Here is a 16,174-nt window from a genome sequence, read left to right as displayed (position 1 = left end):
TCTGCTCCGGATCGCGACGCCCGCACTCGCCTACGTCATAAGCCGTGCCAGAGCGGCACGCTACCGTGGTGTTGAGGAAAGGTTAATGCGGCCGGGAGAATTCCACCGAAGATCGCATTTGCCCGGCCGTTGTTGCCTATCCGCCATAGCGGCCGGCGAGCGCCCGCGACAGCGCCTCGCCCTCGGCCGCAAGCCGCGCCGAAGCCTCCTGGCTGGCGTCGGTGCAGCTGCGATGCGTCAGCGAATAGGCCTTGAAGCCGCGGTTGAAGGCGCTGGTCAGCCGCTCGCGGCGCTGGGGCGTGCGGCCCTCGGCCTCGATCAGCGCGGCCATCCGCGCCCGCCAGTCCTGCGCCTCCCGGCCGCCGCAGAGCGTCCTGAGATAGGAAAGCGAGCCCATGATCTCGGACAATTGCAGGAGTTGCGGCTCGTAGGGCGGCGGCGGCGGCTCCGGGGCGGGCTCAGCCGTAGCGGGCGGCGGCCGCTGCTGTGCCACGGCCATGGCCGGCGAAAGCATCAGCAGGCAAGCCAGCAGGGCGGCCCTCACGGCGCGGCCGTGCCGGCAGTGAAGAGCTGGTGGGCGCGGCGCAGAACCTCGCCGAGCTCGCGCGTCGTCGCGAGCCCGCCGAGCCTGAGCGGATCGGCCCACATCACCGCGCCGGCTTCAGGCCCCGTGCGCGGCTCGCCGGAGAGCCATTCCCCGACGAAGGAGGCGACGACGAAATGATGCGTCACGGCACCCGCCGCATCGCGGCCGAAGATCTCGACATGGCGGTTGAAGCCGAGGATGCGGGCAGCGACACCGACTTCCTCCTCGAGCTCGCGCAAGGCCGCCTCCTCCAGCGTCTCGCCGGCCTCGACCTTGCCGCCCGGCAGCGACCAGAGCCGGTCGGCCGGCGGCTTGGTGCGCGTCGCCAGCAAGACCTTGCCGTCGCGGAAGACCGCGACGGAAGCCGCCAGCACCGGCCGCGCCGGTGCCTTGCCCGCGCTCGGGAAGCGGATGACCCGCCCGTCGCCGGCGCTCGTCAAACGTGCTGCCCGCCATTGATGTGCAGCTCCGAGCCGGTGACGTAGCTCGAGGCGTCGGTGCAGAGGAAATAGATCGCCTTGGCGACCTCGTCGGGCTTGCCGAGGCGCTGCATCGGCAGGGCCGCGACGATCTTCTCGGTGCCGGGCGAGAGGATCGCGGTGTCGATCTCGCCGGGCGAGATCGCGTTGACGCGCACGCCGAGCGGGCCGAAATCGGCGGCCATCTCGCGCGTCAGGCTGGCGAGCGCCGCCTTCGAGGTCGCATAGGCCGCCCCGGCGAAGGGGTGGACGCGCGAACCCGCGATCGAGGAGACGTTGACGATCGCGCCCCTGGCGGCGGTCAATTCGTCGAGCAGGCCGCGCGCCAGCATGATCGGCGCGAAGAAATTGACCTGGAAGACCTTGTGCCAGTCGTTGAAGGAGGTGGTGGCGGCGCCGAGCCGCTCGCCGTTGCGCCCCTTCGGCGAGATGCCGGCGTTGTTGACGAGCGCGTTGAGCTTGCCGCCCTCGACGGCGAGCCGCTTCTTGATCTCGGCGATGCCGCGCATCGTGTCCTCGGGATCGCCGAGATCGATCTGGACATGGTCGTCCGCCCCCGACGGCCAGGGGCATTTGTCGGAGAAGGCCTGGCGCGAGCAGGACAGGATGCGCCAGCCCGCCATGGCGAACTGCATCACCGTGGCATGGCCGATGCCCCGGCTCGCCCCGGTCAGCAGCATGACCGGGCGCTTGCCGGCCTCGGTCTTCGGAAAATCGAATATGGGCATCGCCATGGGACCGGGTCCTCAGGGGTAGAAGCGTGTCTTCGACCACGGCGCCTCGGCCGAGGCGCGGCGGAAGACGATGCGGTCGTGCAGGCGGAAGGCGCCGTCGCGCCAGAACTCGATATAGCTTGGCGTGATCCGGAAGCCGCGCCAATAGGGCGGGCGCGGAATCTCGCCGACCCCGAATTTCAGCGTATAGCTCGCCACCGCCTTCTCCAGCGCGAAGCGGCTTTCCAGCGGCCGCGATTGCTGGGAAGCCCAGGCGCCGATGCGGCTGTCGCGCGGGCGGGACTGGAAATAGGCGTCCGATTCGGCATCGCTCACCAACGCGACCGTGCCGCGGATGCGGACCTGCCGGCGCAGGCTCTTCCAGTGGAACAGGGCGGCGGCCTTGGGCTGGCCGAGGAGCTCCTGCCCCTTCTGGCTCTCGGTGTTGGTGTAGAACACGAACCCTTGCGGCCCGTGCTCCTTCATCAGCACCATGCGGCTGTTGGGCAGGCCCTCGGTGTCGACGGTGGAGAGCGCCATGCCGGTCGGGTCGTTCGGCTCGGACTTCGCGGCCTCGCCCAGCCAGGTCGCGAACAGGGCGAAAGGCTCGTTTTCCTCGGTGAAGTCACCGCTCGTTAACGGTTGCACGGTCTAATCCTCGGTCAGTGGAAATGGGCGTTGGGCGAGCGCAGACGTGATCCGGGTTCCGGTGGCTGGTTTATATAGGGCAGGGGCCGGGGCGTTCCAAAGCCTTAAGCGTCGCGCAGCCCCCATGCGTCCGCTGGCTGCCGCCGTGCTCTTGTCCCTGTTCAGCGCCGGCTGCTCGGTGTCCTTCCCGATTCTCGGCCTGTCGAGCAAGAGCGAGGACGAGGTCGCGACCACATCCGCGATCCTGCCGGTGAGCGGCGGCGACCGGCAAGGCGCGCTCTCCGGCCTGTCGTCCGAGCTCGGGCCGGAGGACATGCGCCGCGCCGACGGCGCGATGGGCGTGGCGCTCGATCCGCAGGGTAACGGGGCGCCCGTCGCCTGGGACAATCCGCAGAGCGGCATCAAGGGCTCCTTCATCCCGGTCGGCGGCCCGTTCCTGCGTTCGGACGAGATCTGCCGGGCCTTCATCGCCAGCGTCCAGACGCAATCCCGCCCGGTCAAGCTGCAGGGCACGGCCTGCCGGCCCTCGGGCGGCGAATGGGCGGTCAAGGACATGGGCCCCTGGAAGGGCCTGAGCTAGAGGCTTCCCACGCCGGCTGCGGAACCGTCCCGGGCGGTGTTGCGCACGCGCCACAGCGCCCCCACATAGGCGGGCGGATGGCGGCCCCGGCACCGGCCGTCCGCTTTGGCATGGAACGAGGTTTTGGATGCGCGATCCCTATCAGGTCCTGGGCGTCGCCCGTGGCGCGGGCGATGCGGAGATCAAGAAGGCTTTCCGCCGCCGCGCCAAGGAGCTGCACCCGGACCGCAACCGCGAGGACCCGAAGGCGCAGGACAGGTTCGCCGAGCTCAACACCGCCTATGAGATCCTCGGCGACGAGGGCAAGCGCAAGCAGTTCGACCGCGGCGAAATCGACGCCGAGGGCAAGCCGCGCTTCCAGGGCTTCGAGGGCATGGGCGCCGGCCGGGGCGGGCGCAGCGGCGGCTTCGAGTTCAATTTCGGCCAGGGCGGCCACCCCTTCGGCGGGCGCGGCGGCGGCGATGCCGGCTTCGACGCCTCCGATATCTTCTCCTCGCTCTTCGGCGAGGCCGGCCGGCGCGGGCGCGGCAAGCCGCAGCCGCAGAAGCCGCCGGAGCAGAGCTTCACCCTCGAGGTCACGCTGGCGCAGGCCGCGACCGGCGGCACGCGCCGGGTCAAGCTGCCGGGCGGGCGCGAGGTCGAGATCACCATTCCCGAAGGCGTGAACGACGGCAAGGTGATGCGCCTGCGCGGGCTCGGCCAGGCCGACCCGTTCTCCGGCGAGGCCGGCGACGTGATGATGACCATCAAGGTGAAGCCCGATTCCCGCTTCACCGTCGAGGGCAACGATCTGCGCACCCGCGTCGCGGTTCCGCTCGCCAGGGCGGTGCTCGGCGGGCCGCTGCATGTGCCGACGCTGACCGGCGCGGTCGAGATGACGATCCCGCCCATGACCGGCACGACCCGGCAGTTCCGCCTGCGTGGCAAGGGCCTCAAGGGCGAGAAGGGCGTGGCCGGCGATCTCTTCGTCGCCATCGATATCGAGATGCCGGCAAGCGACGCCGAGCTGAGCGCCCTGATGAAGGCGCGCAGCGAAAGCTGACGCGCAAGCCCCTCTCATGCGCGATTCGGGCGCGGGGGCGGGCATCAAAGCGGTTCCCGTTTCCCTGCGACTGTTCTAAGAGACCTGCTCATCGTTCACCCTGCGGGTTTCCCATGCCTGATTCCACCGCTGTTTTGCCGACCGCCAATCTCCTCAAGGGCAAGCGCGGGCTCGTGATGGGCGTCGCGAACAACCGTTCGATCGCCTGGGGCATCGCCAAGGCCGCGGCCGATGCGGGGGCGGAACTCGCCTTCACCTATCAGGGCGACGCGCTGAAGAAGCGGGTGGAGCCGCTGGCCAGGGAGCTGGGCGGCCATGTCGTCGGCCATTGCGACGTCACCGACGGGGCGACGATCGACGCGGTCTTCGCCGAGGTCAAGAAGCTCTGGGGCAAGCTCGATTTCGTCGTCCACTGCATCGCCTTCTCCGACAAGGACGAGCTGACCGGCCGCTATGTCGAGACCAGCGAGGCGAACTTCACCAAGTCGCTGCTGATCTCCTGCTATTCCTTCACCGCGATCACCCAGCGCGCCGAGAAGCTGATGCCGGATGGCGGCGCGATGCTGACGCTGACCTATTACGGCGCCGAGAAATGGATGCCGCATTACAACGTCATGGGCGTTGCCAAGGCGGCGCTGGAATCGAGCGTGCAATATCTCGCCGCCGATCTCGGCCCCTCGAAGATCCGCGTCAACGCGATCTCGGCCGGGCCGATCAAGACGCTGGCCGCCTCCGGCATCGGCGATTTCCGCTACATCCTGCGCTGGAACGAGTACAATTCGCCGCTGCGCCGCACGGTGACGATCGAGGAGGTCGGCGAGGCGGCGGTGTTCCTCGTCTCCGACATGTCGCGCGGCATCACCGGCGAGATCATGCATGTCGACGCCGGCTACCACGTCGTCGGCATGAAGGTGCCGACCGCGCCCGACATCACCCTCGACAAGGGCGAATAAAAGCCCGCTCCAGGCGCCTGGGCGACGGCCTAACCCGCCAGCAGCTCCCCCAGCCGCGCCGTCGCGGCCTCGTCGCGGCGGATGGTTTCCTCCGCAGCCGCCGCGAGCAGATCGGCCACGCTCGTCCCGCCGATCCGGTGCCGCGGCAGGATCTGCGCCAGCGGCGCCAGCACGAAGGCGCGCGCGGCGAGGCGCGGATGCGGGATCTGGAGGCCGGGCCGGTCGATCGCGGCTTCGCCATAGGTCAGGATGTCGATGTCGAGCGTGCGCGGCCCCCAGCGCTCGCGGCGCTCGCGCCCGCCCGCCCGCTCCAGCGCGAGGCATAAGGCGAGCAGCTCGTCGGCGGTGAGCGTCGTCTCGACCAGCGCCGCCATGTTGAGGAATTCCGGCTGGTCGGTCTTGCCCCAGGGCGGCGTGCGATAGATCGAGGATAGGGGCCCGAGCCTGACGGCCGGGTCATCGCGCAGGCTCTTGAGCGCCGCCGCGAAGGCCGCCACGGGATCGCCGATATTGCCGCCGAAGGCGAGCGCGGCCTCAATCGCCACGCCGGAACCCCAACCGGATGCCGACCGAGCCGAGCGTCGCCGGGATCGGCGGAGCGGGCTTGCGCAACGTGACCTCGACGCCCGCGACCAGCGGGAAGGCATCGAGGACCGCCATCGCCACGGCGCGCGCGGCGCCCTCCAGCAGGTGGTAGCGGCGGGCGGTGAAGGCCTCCGTCACGATGGCGACGGCCCGGCCGTAATCGAGCGTGTCGGAGAGGCGGTCGCTCGCGGCGGCGGCGCGCAGGTCGACGTAGAGCACGAGGTCGAGGAGGAAGCGCTGGCCGAGCTTCTCCTCCTCCGAGAAGAAGCCGTGATAGGCGTAGATATCGAGCTTCTCGATCAGGATGCGGCCGGTTTCGCTCACAGGTCTGCTTTCATGCTGTCCTCGATGGCCGTCCAGGTCTTGAGCGCGTCGATATGCGCGGCGACGTCATGGGCGCGGATGATGGCGGCGCCGCGGCTCGCGCCATAAAGATGCGCGGCGATGCTGGCGGCGAGCCGCTCCGCCGGGACCGCCCGGCCGGTGATGCGCCCGAGCGTCGATTTCCGCGAGGCGCCGATGAGGATCGGGCAACCGAGCACCGAAAGCCGGTCGAGATGGCGGATCAGATCGAGGTTCTGGCGCGCCGTCTTGCCGAAGCCGATCCCGGGATCGAGGACGATCTGGCCGCGCGGCACGCCGGCTGCGGTCGCGATCCTGATCGAGCGCTCCAGGAAGCGCAGCACTTCGTCGAAGATGTCGAGCGAGGCATCGGCCGCATCGCGGTTGTGCATCAGGACGATCGGCGCGCCTGCGCGTGCCGCGACCTCGGCGATGCGCGGGTCGCGCTGGGCGCCCCAGACATCGTTGACGATCGCAGCGCCGGCGGCGAGCGCGGCTTCAGCCACCTCGGCCTTGTAGCTGTCGATCGAGACCGGCGTATCCGTGCGCGCCTTCAGCCCGGCGATCACCGGCAGCACGCGCGCCATCTCGGTTTGCCCATCGACGGCGACATGGCCGGGCCGCGTCGATTCGCCGCCGACATCGACGATGGCGGCCCCCTCGCCCACGAGTTGCTCGCCATGGGCGATCGCCGCCTCGGCGCTGTCCAGGAGCCCGCCGTCCGAGAACGAATCGGGCGTGACGTTGACGATGCCCATGACGAGCGGCGTCGCGGTGAGCACAAGGCTCGTTCCGTCGGGCAGGGTGAGGACAGGGGGCATCGGGTTCGGCCGGTGACTGAATCAAGTCGCTATACATCAGCCCGTGTGGAATCGGCCACAGAAAGCAGCCGATCGCCGCAGCGGGTCCGCTGACGCCGGAAGCGCTTTGACCCCGCCGGCGCCGGCGTGCACAAGCACGGCATGGTTCCGCTCCAGCTCCCTCACCGGCTCATCCTCGTCCGCCATGGCGAAACCGACTGGAATCGCGAAGGCCGGCTGCAGGGCGGGCAGGACATCCCGCTGAACGATCTCGGCCGCCGCCAGGCCGCAGAGGCCGCCGGCCGCCTGAAGGCGCTGGAGCCGGCCTATGCCGATCTCGACTACATCGCCTCGCCGATGCAGCGGGCGCGCGAGACCATCGACATCCTGCGGCGCGAGCTCGCCATGCCGGCAGGTGCCTATGCGCTCGACGAGCGCCTGCGCGAACTGACCTTCGGCAGCTGGGAAGGCTTCACCTGGCGCGACATCCGCAAGGCCGAGCGCGCTGAGGCGCATCTGCGCGAGCGCGACAAATGGGGCTATGTGCCGCCCGGCGGCGAGAGCTACCGCATGCTGGCCGAGCGGGTGCGGCCGGTCCTCGAAGGGTTGCGGCGCGAGACGGTGATCGTCAGCCATGGCGGCGTGGCGCGCGCCGTGCTGGCGCTGGTCGGGGCGGTTAAGCCGCGCGAGGCGTCGATGGTCGAGATCTGGCAGGGCAAGCTGCTCGTCGTCAGCGGCAACAGGGCGGACTGGGTCTGATGCATCGGACCGGAAAGTGGATTCCGCTTTTCGGACAAATCCGATGCTGGGATAAAGCCTGGATCGCATTCATCGCCGGTTCACGCGTGATTCCGCAGGGAGACTGTGCTAGCGAGGCGTCGCGATGCGGGAGCGGCGATTCCGGTTTTCTTGACGAGGTGCGTGAAAAGGCGCCGCACGGCCGCGGGCGGGGTTCGCCGCGGTGCCGGCGACCGGCCTTTTGAGCGCAGCGGGACGCGATGAACGATATGACGAAGCCGTCGGCGGCGTCCGACGCGGCCGCGGCCGATCCGCTTGCAATGCTGGCCGGCGAGAAGCGGCCCGATCTCGTCCGCGACGAGGTGCTGGCCGAGATCTTCACCGCGACCGTCGCGGCCCGCCCCGACCATCCGGCCCTGACCGACCGCGAGCGCCGCCTGACCTATGCCGAGGCCTGGACGCAGGCCGGGCGCCAGGCGCTGGGCCTCGCGCGCGCCGGCATCGGACCTGGCGACATGGTCGGCCTGTGGATGCCGCGCGGCATCGACCTGCTCGTCGCCCAGATCGCGATCACCCGTGCCGGCGCCGCCTGGGTGCCCTTCGACGCCGAGACCCCGGTCGAGCGCATCGCGACCTGCCTTGACGACGCCGAGGCCAAGGGGCTCGTCACCTCGGCCGCCCTGGCCGCCCGGGCGGAGGCGACCGAGCGCACGGTCTTCACGCCCGAGGGCCTCGCCGCCGGCGCCGATGACGCGCAACCGCCGGCGCGCCCGGCCGGCCTCACCCCCGACCACCCGGCCTATCTGATCTACACCTCCGGCTCGACGGGCACGCCGAAGGCGATCGTCATCAGCCACCGCAACATCTGCCATTTCCTGCGCGCCGGGAACGCGCTTTACGGCGTTGGGCCGGACGACGTCGTCTTCCAGGGCGCCTCCGTCGCCTTCGACCTGTCGATGGAGGAGATCTGGACGCCCTATCTCGTCGGCGCGACGCTGTTCGTCGCATCGCCCGAGATGATCGGCGACGCGGAGGCGCTGCCGCAGACCCTGAACGAGGCCGGCGTCACCGTCATCGACACCGTGCCGACGCTGCTCGGCATCCTGCCGGCCGACGTGCCCTCGCTCAGGCTGATCCTGCTCGGCGGCGAGGCGCTCCCGCCCGCGATCGTGCAGAAATGGGCGAGGCCCGGCCGGCGCATCCTCAACACCTATGGGCCGACCGAGGCGACGGTGGTGGCGACCGCGGCCGAGGTCATGCCCGGCGAGAGCGTCACCATCGGCCGGCCGATCCCGAACTACACGGCCTATGTCGTGGCTGAAGACCTGCGCCTGGTCCAGCCGGGCGAGCAGGGCGAGCTGCTGATCGGCGGGCCCGGCGTCGCCAAGGGCTATCACGGCCGGCCGGAGCTGACGGCGGAGAAATTCATCGCCAACCCCTTCGCCGGGGTCGCGGGCGGCGACGATCCGGTCCTCTACCGCTCGGGCGACGCGGTGAGCCTCGACCAGGACGGCAACATCGTCTTCCACGGCCGCATCGACGACCAGGTCAAGATCCGCGGCTTCCGCGTCGAGCTCGGCGAGATCGAATCGAAGCTCGCCGACGAGCCCGGCGTCGCGCAGGCGGCGGTGGTGCTGCGCAGCGACGACGGCATCGAGCGCCTCGTCGCCTTCGTCGTGTCCGAGCCCGGCGTCGCGATCGACGGGCCGGCCCTGCGCGCGGCGCTGCGCGAGAAATTGCCGCCCTATATGGTGCCGGCGCATTTCGAGGCGGCTGGCTCGCTGCCGCGCATGATCTCCGGCAAGGTCGACCGCAAGATGCTGAAGGCGGCGCCGCTGACGGCGCCCAGCGCCGAGGGCGAGCAGGAGCCGCCGCGCAACGCCACCGAAGCCACCCTGCTGGAGGCGGCCAAACGCGTGCTCGGTGCGGCGAGCTTGCCGCTGGAGGCCGATTTCTTCATCGATCTCGGCGGCCATTCGCTGCTGGCGGCGCGCTTCATCTCGATCGTGCGCGAGACGCCGGCCTATGCCGGCATCACCTTGCAGGACGTCTATGCCGCCCGCACCCTCAGGGCGATGGCGGCGCTCCTCGACGAGCGCGGCGTCGCCGCGGCGGAGGACCTTTCCTTCACGCCGCCGCCCTTCCTGCGCCGCTTCCTCTGTGGCCTCGCGCAGGCGGCCGTGCTGCCGGTGATCATCGGGTTGTCGACGGCGCAATGGCTCGGCGTCTTCGTCACCTACATGATCATCTCGGGCGAGGATCTGCCGCTGATCGGCCAGATCGCCGCGCTGCTCGGCGTCTATGTCGCAATCATCGTCGTCAGCGGGCTCATCGCCATCGCGCTGAAATGGCTGGTGCTCGGCCGGACGAAGCCCGGCATCTATCCGCTCTGGGGTGTCTATTATTTCCGCTGGTGGTTCGCCCAGCGCATCGCCGGGCTCGTCCACATCAAATGGCTGCAGGGCACGCCGGTGATGCGCTTCTACTGGCGCCTGCTCGGCGCGAAGGTCGGGCGCGACGTCATCATCTCCGATTACGAGGCCGGCGCGATCGACCTGATCGAGATCGGCGACGGCACGAGCTTCGGCTCCAAGACCACCTTCGCCAATGGCGAGGCGATCGGCGACAAGCTGGTGATCGGGACGATCCGCGTCGGCCAGGACGTCTCGGCCGGCGCCTCGGTCGTCCTCGGCCATGCGTGCGTGATCGGCGACCATGCCGAGATCGGCGATCTCACCGCGATCGCGCCCGGCGTCCATGTCGGCGCGGGCGAGATCTGGGACGGCACGCCCGGCCGCAAGGTTGGCACGGTCGATATTTCCGCCCTGCCCCCGCAGGCCGAAGCCTCGCGCACGCGGCGCACGCTGATGACGCTATTCCACGTGCTGATGCTGGTGGTGCTGCCGCCGGTCAGCCTGCTGCCGATCTTCCCGGCCTTCTGGCTGTTCGACAAGATCGACGACTTCATCGCCGGCTGGACCGAGATCAGCTATCTCTGGTTCCTGCCGGTCCTGACCTGGCCGACCGCGATCGGGCTGATCGCCTTCACCGTGCTGCTGATGGCGGGGCTGCGCTGGCTGATCCTGCCGCGCGTCACCTCCGGCTCCTACTCGATCCATTCCGGCTTCTATGCCCGCAAATGGACGGTGGCGCTGGCGACCGAGGTGACGCTGGAGACGCTCTCCTCGCTCTTCGCCACCATCTACATGCGCACCTGGTACCGGCTGATGGGGGCCAGCATCGGCAAGGGCGCCGAGATCTCGACCAACCTCTCCGGCCGCTACGACCTGACCGGCATCGGCGCCGGCAACTTCATCGCCGACGAGGTCGTCTTCGGCGACGAGGACATGCGCCGCGGCTATATGCGCCTCGACGCGACGCTGACCGGCGAGCAGGTCTTCGTCGGCAACGACGCCGTGGTGCCGCCGGGCGCCGTCATTCCCGACCGCGTTCTGATCGGCATCAAGTCGAAGCCGCCGGCCAACGCGCTGATGCAGGCCGGCGACACCTGGTTCGGCTCCCCGCCGATCCGGCTGCCGACGCGGCAGAAGGTCGATCTCGGCGCCGACTGGACCTACAAGCCCTCCTTCGCCAAGCAGTTCGGCCGCGGCGTCTTCGAGGCGCTGCACACCTCCTTCCCGGCGATGCTGTTCATCACCTTCGGCACCATCGCGGTCGACATGGTGCTGCAGCAGAAGATCAACGAGGGCGACTGGAGCGGGCTCGTCCTCTCCTTCATGGCGGTGGCGGTGGCGATCGCCGTGGGGCAGGCGCTGATCTGCGCCGCGGTGAAATGGCTGATGATGGGCGTCTACAAGCCGGTGATGAAGCCGATGTGGTCGTGGTGGGCGATGCGCACCGAGGCGGTCGCGGTGATGTATTGGGGCCTCGGCGGCAAGGTGCTGTTCGAGCATCTGCGCGGCACGCCGTTCCTGCCCTGGTTCCTGGCGCTGTTCGGCGCAAAATACGGCCGGGGCGTCTGGCTCGATTCCACCGACATCACCGAGTTCGACTGCATCAGGGTCGGCGACTTCTGCACGGTCAACGCCCATTCGGCCCTGCAGACCCATCTCTACGAGGACCGGGTGATGAAGGTCGGCCGCGTGCGGCTCGGCAAGGGGGTCTGCGTCGGCGCGGGCGCGACCGTGCTCTACGACACCCATGTCGGCGACTACGCCCAGGTCGGCCTGCTCACCGTCATCATGAAGGGCGAGAACCTGCCGGCGCATACGCGCTGGGAAGGCGCACCGGCGGCGCCGGCCAAGGCCCCGGCTCATTGACGCTCAGCCTTCATGGCCGACGAGCGGCAGCGCGGTCTCCTCGGGATCCAGCTCGCGGACGTCGCCCTTGGCGAGCTCGCCCAGCTCGAGCCCGCCGATCCGGACCCTGACGAGGCGCAGCACCTCGGCGCCCGCCGCCTCGACGATCCGCCGGACCTGCCGGTTGCGGCCCTCGTCGATCACCATCTCGACCCAGGCGTTGCGCTCCCCGGCGCGCAGCAGGCTGGCCGAGCGGATCGACAGCACCTCGCCCTCATCGATGGCGCCTTGCCGCAGCCTCGCCATGAAGGTCTCGTCCGGCACCCGGTCGATCTGGACGTGATAGGTCTTGTCGACGCCTGAGGCCGGATCGAGGATGCGCTGCGCCCAGCGGGTGTCGTTGGTCATCAGCAGCAGGCCCTCGCTCGCCATGTCGAGGCGCCCGACCGGGGCGAGATGCGGCAGCTTGAGCCCCTCCAGGCAGGCATAGACGGTCTTGCGCCCCTCCGGGTCGCTCGCCGTCGTCACCATGCCGCGCGGCTTGTTGAGCATCAGATAGATGCGACGTGCCGCCGAAACCGGCTGGCCGTCGACCGAGATCCTCGCCCGCTTCGGATCGATGCGCAGCTCGGGATGGAGCACGGCGCGGCCATCGACCGCGACGCGCCCCTCGCGCACCAGCTTCTCCGCCTGCGTGCGCGAGCAGTAGCCGAGCTTGGAAAGCACCCGTGCGAGGCTGACGGTCGTCGTCGGCGCAGGGGCGGGACGCCCGCCGGAAAATCTCATGATGGGTCTGGCCGTGGTCGCGGCGCCGCGAAGGGCGCCCCCTGTTCGGGCGGCGGGGGCTTTACTGTCGAAGCCCGGTCGCTATCGGAAAACGCGTGGCTCGCCGCCGCAGGGGCGCAGGCTGGCCGGAAGCCGGATCGACCCCGAAGCCGCCCTGCCGGGCGACCCGGGGCTAAAGTCCCGCGATGATGGGGCTCCCGGGGCGCCAGGAGCGCGAGGGGCTTGGCGTCCGGCGGCTCATGACGCGTTTGAAACCGGCGGAACCTCGCCTTGTCAATCGCTGTCGCGCGGCGCGCGGGGTTTCGCCGCACGCTGATCTGGCTTAGAGGCTGTCGGCAAACCTATCGGGCTCCCATGTCGCACAACAGCTTCGGCCATTTCTTCCGCGTCACCACCTTCGGCGAGAGCCACGGGCCCGCCATCGGCTGCGTCGTCGACGGCTGCCCGCCGCTGATCCCGCTGACCGAGGCCGACATCCAGGGCGATCTCGACCGGCGCCGGCCGGGCCAGTCGCGCTTCACCACGCAGCGCCAGGAGCCGGATGAGGTCCGCATCGTCTCCGGCGTCTTCGCCCGCGCGGGCGACGGCGTGCAAGTGACGACGGGCACTTCGATCGGCCTGATGATCGACAATGTCGACCAGCGCTCGAAGGATTATTCGGAGATCAAGGACAAATACCGGCCGGGCCACGCCGACTACACCTACGACGTGAAATACGGCATCCGCGACTATCGCGGCGGCGGCCGCTCCTCGGCCCGCGAGACGGCGATGCGCGTCGCCGCCGGCGCCATCGCCCGCAAGGTCGTGCCCGGCCTCATCGTGCGCGGCGCGCTGGTCCAGATCGGCCCGCACAGGATCGACCGTGCCAACTGGGACTGGGAGGAGGTCGCGCGCAACCCCTTCTTCTGCCCGGATGCGAAGGCGGCCGCCTTCTTCGCCGATTATCTCGACGGCATCCGCAAATCCGGCTCCTCGATCGGGGCGGTGCTCGAGATCGTCGCGGAGAATGTGCCGCCGGGGCTGGGCGCGCCGATCTACGGCAAGCTCGATGCCGAGATCGCCGCGGCGCTGATGAGCATCAACGCGGTGAAGGGCGTCGAGATCGGCGAAGGCTTCGGCGCGGCCGAACTCTCCGGCGAGGAGAACGCCGACGAGATGCGCGCCGGCAATGACGGGCGCCCGCTCTTCCTCTCCAACCATGCCGGCGGCATCCTCGGCGGCATCTCGACCGGCCAGCCGATCGTCGCCCGCTTCGCGGTGAAGCCGACCTCCTCGATCCTGAAGCCGCGCGCGACGGTGACGCGCAGCGGCGGCGAGGCGGAGATGTTCACCAAGGGGCGGCACGACCCCTGCGTCGGCATCCGCGCCGTGCCGGTCGGCGAGGCGATGGTCGCCTGCGTCCTGGCGGACCAGTATCTGCGCCATCGCGCGCAGGTCGGCGTGGTCGAGCCGCGCTGGCCGTTCCAGGAGTGATGGCGGTCATTGCATTTCAGCAATACTGAAAATGCAGATCTCGTTCATTGCGGATGAAGTTGCGCCGGGTTAGCTTCTGCGCATGAAGCTCGACGCCTGGCTCCGGCAGAACAAGATCGCGCGCAGCGCCTTCGCGAAACAGGTCGGCCTGTCGCCGGCCAGCGTGACCGCGCTGTGCAACGATCCCGCCGCCTGGATCTCCCGCGAAAGCGCCGAGCGCATCGCCGCCTCGACCGGCGGCGCCGTCACCCCCAATGATTTCCTCGGCCTCATCGGGCCGCGCGAGGCTGCCATGTCCAATATCGTCACCGACGCCATCGAAGCCTTCGCCCGCGGCGAGATCGTCATCGTCACCGACGACGACGACCGCGAGAACGAAGGCGATCTCATCGTCGCCGCCTCGCTGTGCACGCCGGAGAAGATGGCCTTCATCATCCGCAACACCTGCGGCATCGTCTGCGCGCCGCTGACGGCGGGCGAGGCCCGGCGCCTCAGGCTCGACCCGATGGTCTCGTCGAACGACGCGCCGCTCGGCACCGCCTTCACCATCACGGTCGACGTCAAGCACGGGCTGACCACCGGCATCTCGGCCGAGCAGCGCACCAACACCGTGCGCGCGCTCGCCAACGGCAATATGGGCGCCGGCGATTTCGTCCGCCCCGGCCATGTCTTCCCGCTGATCGCCAAGGATGGCGGCGTCCTGATGCGCTCCGGCCATACCGAGGCGGCGGTCGATCTGTGCCGGCTCGCCGATCTGCCGCCGGTCGGCGTCATCTGCGAGCTCGCCAATGACGACGGCACGGTGATGAAGGGCGCGCAGATCACCGCCTTCGCCGGCAAGCACGGGCTGAAGCAGATCACCGTCGCCGAGCTCATCGCCTATCGCCAGTCGCGCGAGAAGCTGGTCGAGCGCGTGCATTCCTTCCCGGTCAGGACCGCATTCGGCGAGATGACCGGCCATGTCTACGTCACCCCCTTCGAGGACACGCAGCACTTCGCCTTCGTGATGGGCAGGATCGGCGACGGCGAGAAGGTGCCGGCGCGGCTGCACCGGGCTGATGTGGTCGCCGACGTGCTGGGCGGCGCCGGCACGATCCAATGCGCGCTCAGGCGCTTCCAGCAGGAGGGGCGCGGCGTGCTGGTCTATCTGCGCGACGGCAGCGCCGGCGTGCCGATCAAGGCGGTCGAGGAGGACGAGGATTCCGACGCGCTGCGCAGCCGGCAATGGCGCGAGGTGGGCTTGGGCGCGCAGATCCTGCGCGATCTCGGCGTCGCCTCGATCGTCAATCTGGCGTCCTCGCCGCGCTCCTATGTCGGCTTGAGCGGCTTCGGCATCGAGATCGCCGAAACGGCGCCGCTGGAGTGACGGGCGGGCGACGGCGCCGTTGGCGTCCCGGAAGGGATTCGAACCCCTGACCTACGGTTTAGGAAACCGTTGCTCTATCCTGCTGAGCTACCGGGACGAACGTCGAAACCCAACGCGCCTCGAACCGCCACATAACGGATCCAGGCCGAAAACGATAGGCCCTCTTTTCCGGAATGGATCAGCAAGGCCAGCGCAGGCCACCGTCATGGGCCGGGCGGCGGCGGCAACGCGGCGATGGAAGCCGCCGCCCGCTGTGCTATGATCGCGCGCATGAGCGAAACGAGCGCCATAGCCGTGATCGCCAGTCGCGACGGTCAGGATCTGCAAGCCCTGCTTTCCGCCGCCGCGGGCCGATGGCGACAGGCCGGGATACGGCTCGCCGGGCTCCTCGCCGAAGGCCATGACGGCGAGGGGGTGTGCAGCGCCGCCTATCTGCGCGACCTGACGACGGGCGAGCGCTTCTCGATCCAGCGCGAGGCCCCGCCGCCGGGAACCACCTGCCATCTCGATGCCGGCGGCATGGAAAGGGCCTGCGACGCGCTGCTGCCCCGGACGGCATCCGCCGACATCGTCGTTCTCAGCAAGTTCGGGAAGCTGGAGGCGATGCAGCAGGGCCTGTGGCGATGCTTTTCCGCCTCGGCCAGCGCCGGAACGCCGGTGCTGACCACGGTTTCCTCCCGGCATGCCGAGGCCTTGCGGGCCTGGGCGCCGGCCGCCCGCTGGCTCGAGCCCGACGAGGCCGCGATCCAGTCCTGGTGGGACGCGACCAGGGTGCCCGCTGCCTAGCGGCACCGGCTTTTTCCAGTGACGGCAAGTGTTTCGGC

The 16,174-nt window shown here is 69.6% G+C and carries 16 protein-coding genes and 1 tRNA gene; 8 read left to right on the top strand and 9 right to left on the bottom strand.

Going from position 1 to position 16,174, the window contains the following annotated elements; all coding sequences use genetic code 11:
* Positions 1 to 136: 136 nt before the first annotated feature.
* From M9917_RS06905 to pdxH, 4 genes are read right to left on the bottom strand one after another with little or no spacing between them, the layout of a single operon-like run.
* Positions 137 to 544 (bottom strand): TIGR02301 family protein, encoded by a 408-nt coding sequence (locus tag M9917_RS06905; protein WP_297252127.1) that lies wholly within the window; start codon positions 542 to 544, stop codon positions 137 to 139.
* Positions 541 to 1,026 carry an NUDIX hydrolase gene (locus M9917_RS06900; RefSeq protein ID WP_297252125.1) on the bottom strand — a complete coding sequence of 162 codons (486 nt, stop codon included), beginning with the start codon at positions 1,024 to 1,026 and terminating at the stop codon, positions 541 to 543. The genes M9917_RS06905 and M9917_RS06900 overlap by 4 nt, the downstream gene beginning before the upstream one ends.
* Complete coding sequence (locus M9917_RS06895) at positions 1,023 to 1,799, bottom strand: SDR family NAD(P)-dependent oxidoreductase (protein WP_297252123.1); 777 nt, start codon at positions 1,797 to 1,799, stop codon at positions 1,023 to 1,025. The genes M9917_RS06900 and M9917_RS06895 overlap by 4 nt, the downstream gene beginning before the upstream one ends.
* A gap of 12 nt (positions 1,800 to 1,811) precedes the next feature.
* Positions 1,812 to 2,426, bottom strand: a complete 615-nt coding sequence (pdxH, locus tag M9917_RS06890) for a pyridoxamine 5'-phosphate oxidase (RefSeq protein WP_297252121.1) — start codon at positions 2,424 to 2,426, stop codon at positions 1,812 to 1,814.
* Between the two features lie 124 nt (positions 2,427 to 2,550).
* On the opposite strand from pdxH, the gene M9917_RS06885 reads away from it, so the two are divergent.
* The 3 genes from M9917_RS06885 (at position 2,551) to fabI (ending at position 5,001) form a co-directional block, all read left to right on the top strand.
* A complete protein-coding gene (locus M9917_RS06885; RefSeq protein WP_297252119.1) occupies positions 2,551 to 3,006 on the top strand; it encodes an RT0821/Lpp0805 family surface protein in 456 nt (151 codons plus the stop codon).
* Positions 3,007 to 3,133: 127 nt separating this feature from the next.
* Positions 3,134 to 4,048 (top strand): DnaJ C-terminal domain-containing protein, encoded by a 915-nt coding sequence (locus M9917_RS06880; RefSeq protein WP_297252117.1) that lies wholly within the window; start codon positions 3,134 to 3,136, stop codon positions 4,046 to 4,048.
* Between the two features lie 113 nt (positions 4,049 to 4,161).
* The gene (gene fabI, locus M9917_RS06875; protein WP_297252115.1) at positions 4,162 to 5,001 is read left to right on the top strand and encodes an enoyl-ACP reductase FabI; all 840 of its coding nucleotides are present in this window, start codon (positions 4,162 to 4,164) and stop codon (positions 4,999 to 5,001) included.
* 29 nt (positions 5,002 to 5,030) lie between these two features.
* On the opposite strand, the gene folK is transcribed toward fabI, so the two are convergent.
* Genes folK through folP form a run of 3 tightly spaced genes read right to left on the bottom strand, consistent with a single transcriptional unit; the run spans position 5,031 to position 6,749 of the window.
* On the bottom strand, positions 5,031 to 5,546 hold the full coding sequence (folK, locus tag M9917_RS06870; protein WP_297252113.1) for a 2-amino-4-hydroxy-6-hydroxymethyldihydropteridine diphosphokinase: 516 nt from the start codon (positions 5,544 to 5,546) through the stop codon (positions 5,031 to 5,033).
* Positions 5,536 to 5,910 (bottom strand): dihydroneopterin aldolase, encoded by a 375-nt coding sequence (gene folB / locus M9917_RS06865; RefSeq protein ID WP_297252111.1) that lies wholly within the window; start codon positions 5,908 to 5,910, stop codon positions 5,536 to 5,538. Before folB ends, folK begins: the two co-directional genes overlap by 11 nt.
* On the bottom strand, positions 5,907 to 6,749 hold the full coding sequence (gene folP, locus M9917_RS06860; RefSeq protein WP_297252109.1) for a dihydropteroate synthase: 843 nt from the start codon (positions 6,747 to 6,749) through the stop codon (positions 5,907 to 5,909). Before folP ends, folB begins: the two co-directional genes overlap by 4 nt.
* A gap of 141 nt (positions 6,750 to 6,890) precedes the next feature.
* On the opposite strand from folP, the gene M9917_RS06855 reads away from it, so the two are divergent.
* Positions 6,891 to 7,487, top strand: a complete 597-nt coding sequence (locus M9917_RS06855) for a histidine phosphatase family protein (protein WP_297252107.1) — start codon at positions 6,891 to 6,893, stop codon at positions 7,485 to 7,487.
* 248 nt (positions 7,488 to 7,735) lie between these two features.
* Positions 7,736 to 11,746 carry a Pls/PosA family non-ribosomal peptide synthetase gene (locus tag M9917_RS06850; RefSeq protein WP_465246334.1) on the top strand — a complete coding sequence of 1,337 codons (4,011 nt, stop codon included), beginning with the start codon at positions 7,736 to 7,738 and terminating at the stop codon, positions 11,744 to 11,746.
* Between the two features lie 3 nt (positions 11,747 to 11,749).
* Here the strand turns inward: M9917_RS06850 and M9917_RS06845 are convergent, their stop codons facing one another.
* Positions 11,750 to 12,511 carry a pseudouridine synthase gene (locus M9917_RS06845; protein ID WP_297252103.1) on the bottom strand — a complete coding sequence of 254 codons (762 nt, stop codon included), beginning with the start codon at positions 12,509 to 12,511 and terminating at the stop codon, positions 11,750 to 11,752.
* Positions 12,512 to 12,865: 354 nt separating this feature from the next.
* On the opposite strand from M9917_RS06845, the gene aroC reads away from it, so the two are divergent.
* Together aroC and ribB are read left to right on the top strand one after the other, a co-directional pair.
* The gene (aroC, locus tag M9917_RS06840; protein ID WP_297252100.1) at positions 12,866 to 13,984 is read left to right on the top strand and encodes a chorismate synthase; all 1,119 of its coding nucleotides are present in this window, start codon (positions 12,866 to 12,868) and stop codon (positions 13,982 to 13,984) included.
* An 82-nt stretch (positions 13,985 to 14,066) separates the two neighbouring features.
* Positions 14,067 to 15,350 (top strand): 3,4-dihydroxy-2-butanone-4-phosphate synthase, encoded by a 1,284-nt coding sequence (gene ribB, locus M9917_RS06835; protein WP_297252098.1) that lies wholly within the window; start codon positions 14,067 to 14,069, stop codon positions 15,348 to 15,350.
* A gap of 20 nt (positions 15,351 to 15,370) precedes the next feature.
* Here the strand turns inward: ribB and M9917_RS06830 are convergent.
* A tRNA-Arg gene (locus M9917_RS06830) sits at positions 15,371 to 15,447 on the bottom strand.
* A gap of 173 nt (positions 15,448 to 15,620) precedes the next feature.
* Here M9917_RS06830 and M9917_RS06825 point away from each other — a divergent pair.
* Complete coding sequence (locus M9917_RS06825; protein WP_297252096.1) at positions 15,621 to 16,136, top strand: DUF2478 domain-containing protein; 516 nt, start codon at positions 15,621 to 15,623, stop codon at positions 16,134 to 16,136.
* Positions 16,137 to 16,174 lie beyond the last annotated feature (38 nt).

This window comes from Bosea sp. (in: a-proteobacteria), assembly GCF_023953965.1.
Lineage (GTDB): Bacteria > Pseudomonadota > Alphaproteobacteria > Rhizobiales > Beijerinckiaceae > Allobosea.
The sequence above is the reverse complement of the archived record's forward strand: the minus strand, read 5'-3'. Positions and strand labels throughout refer to the sequence as shown.

Bases quoted from the DNA above. Each gene is read 5' to 3' on its own strand.
- M9917_RS06895 (WP_297252123.1), bottom strand. From the start codon at position 1,799: ATGGCGATGCCCATATTCGATTTTCCGAAGACCGAGGCCGGCAAGCGC.
- M9917_RS06885 (WP_297252119.1), top strand. From the start codon at position 2,551: ATGCGTCCGCTGGCTGCCGCCGTGCTCTTGTCCCTGTTCAGCGCCGGC.
- M9917_RS06880 (WP_297252117.1), top strand. From the start codon at position 3,134: ATGCGCGATCCCTATCAGGTCCTGGGCGTCGCCCGTGGCGCGGGCGAT.
- fabI (WP_297252115.1), top strand. From the start codon at position 4,162: ATGCCTGATTCCACCGCTGTTTTGCCGACCGCCAATCTCCTCAAGGGC.
- folP (WP_297252109.1), bottom strand. From the start codon at position 6,749: ATGCCCCCTGTCCTCACCCTGCCCGACGGAACGAGCCTTGTGCTCACC.
- M9917_RS06855 (WP_297252107.1), top strand. From the start codon at position 6,891: ATGGTTCCGCTCCAGCTCCCTCACCGGCTCATCCTCGTCCGCCATGGC.
- M9917_RS06850 (WP_465246334.1), top strand. From the start codon at position 7,736: ATGACGAAGCCGTCGGCGGCGTCCGACGCGGCCGCGGCCGATCCGCTT.
- M9917_RS06845 (WP_297252103.1), bottom strand. From the start codon at position 12,511: ATGAGATTTTCCGGCGGGCGTCCCGCCCCTGCGCCGACGACGACCGTC.
- aroC (WP_297252100.1), top strand. From the start codon at position 12,866: ATGTCGCACAACAGCTTCGGCCATTTCTTCCGCGTCACCACCTTCGGC.
- ribB (WP_297252098.1), top strand. From the start codon at position 14,067: ATGAAGCTCGACGCCTGGCTCCGGCAGAACAAGATCGCGCGCAGCGCC.
- M9917_RS06825 (WP_297252096.1), top strand. From the start codon at position 15,621: ATGAGCGAAACGAGCGCCATAGCCGTGATCGCCAGTCGCGACGGTCAG.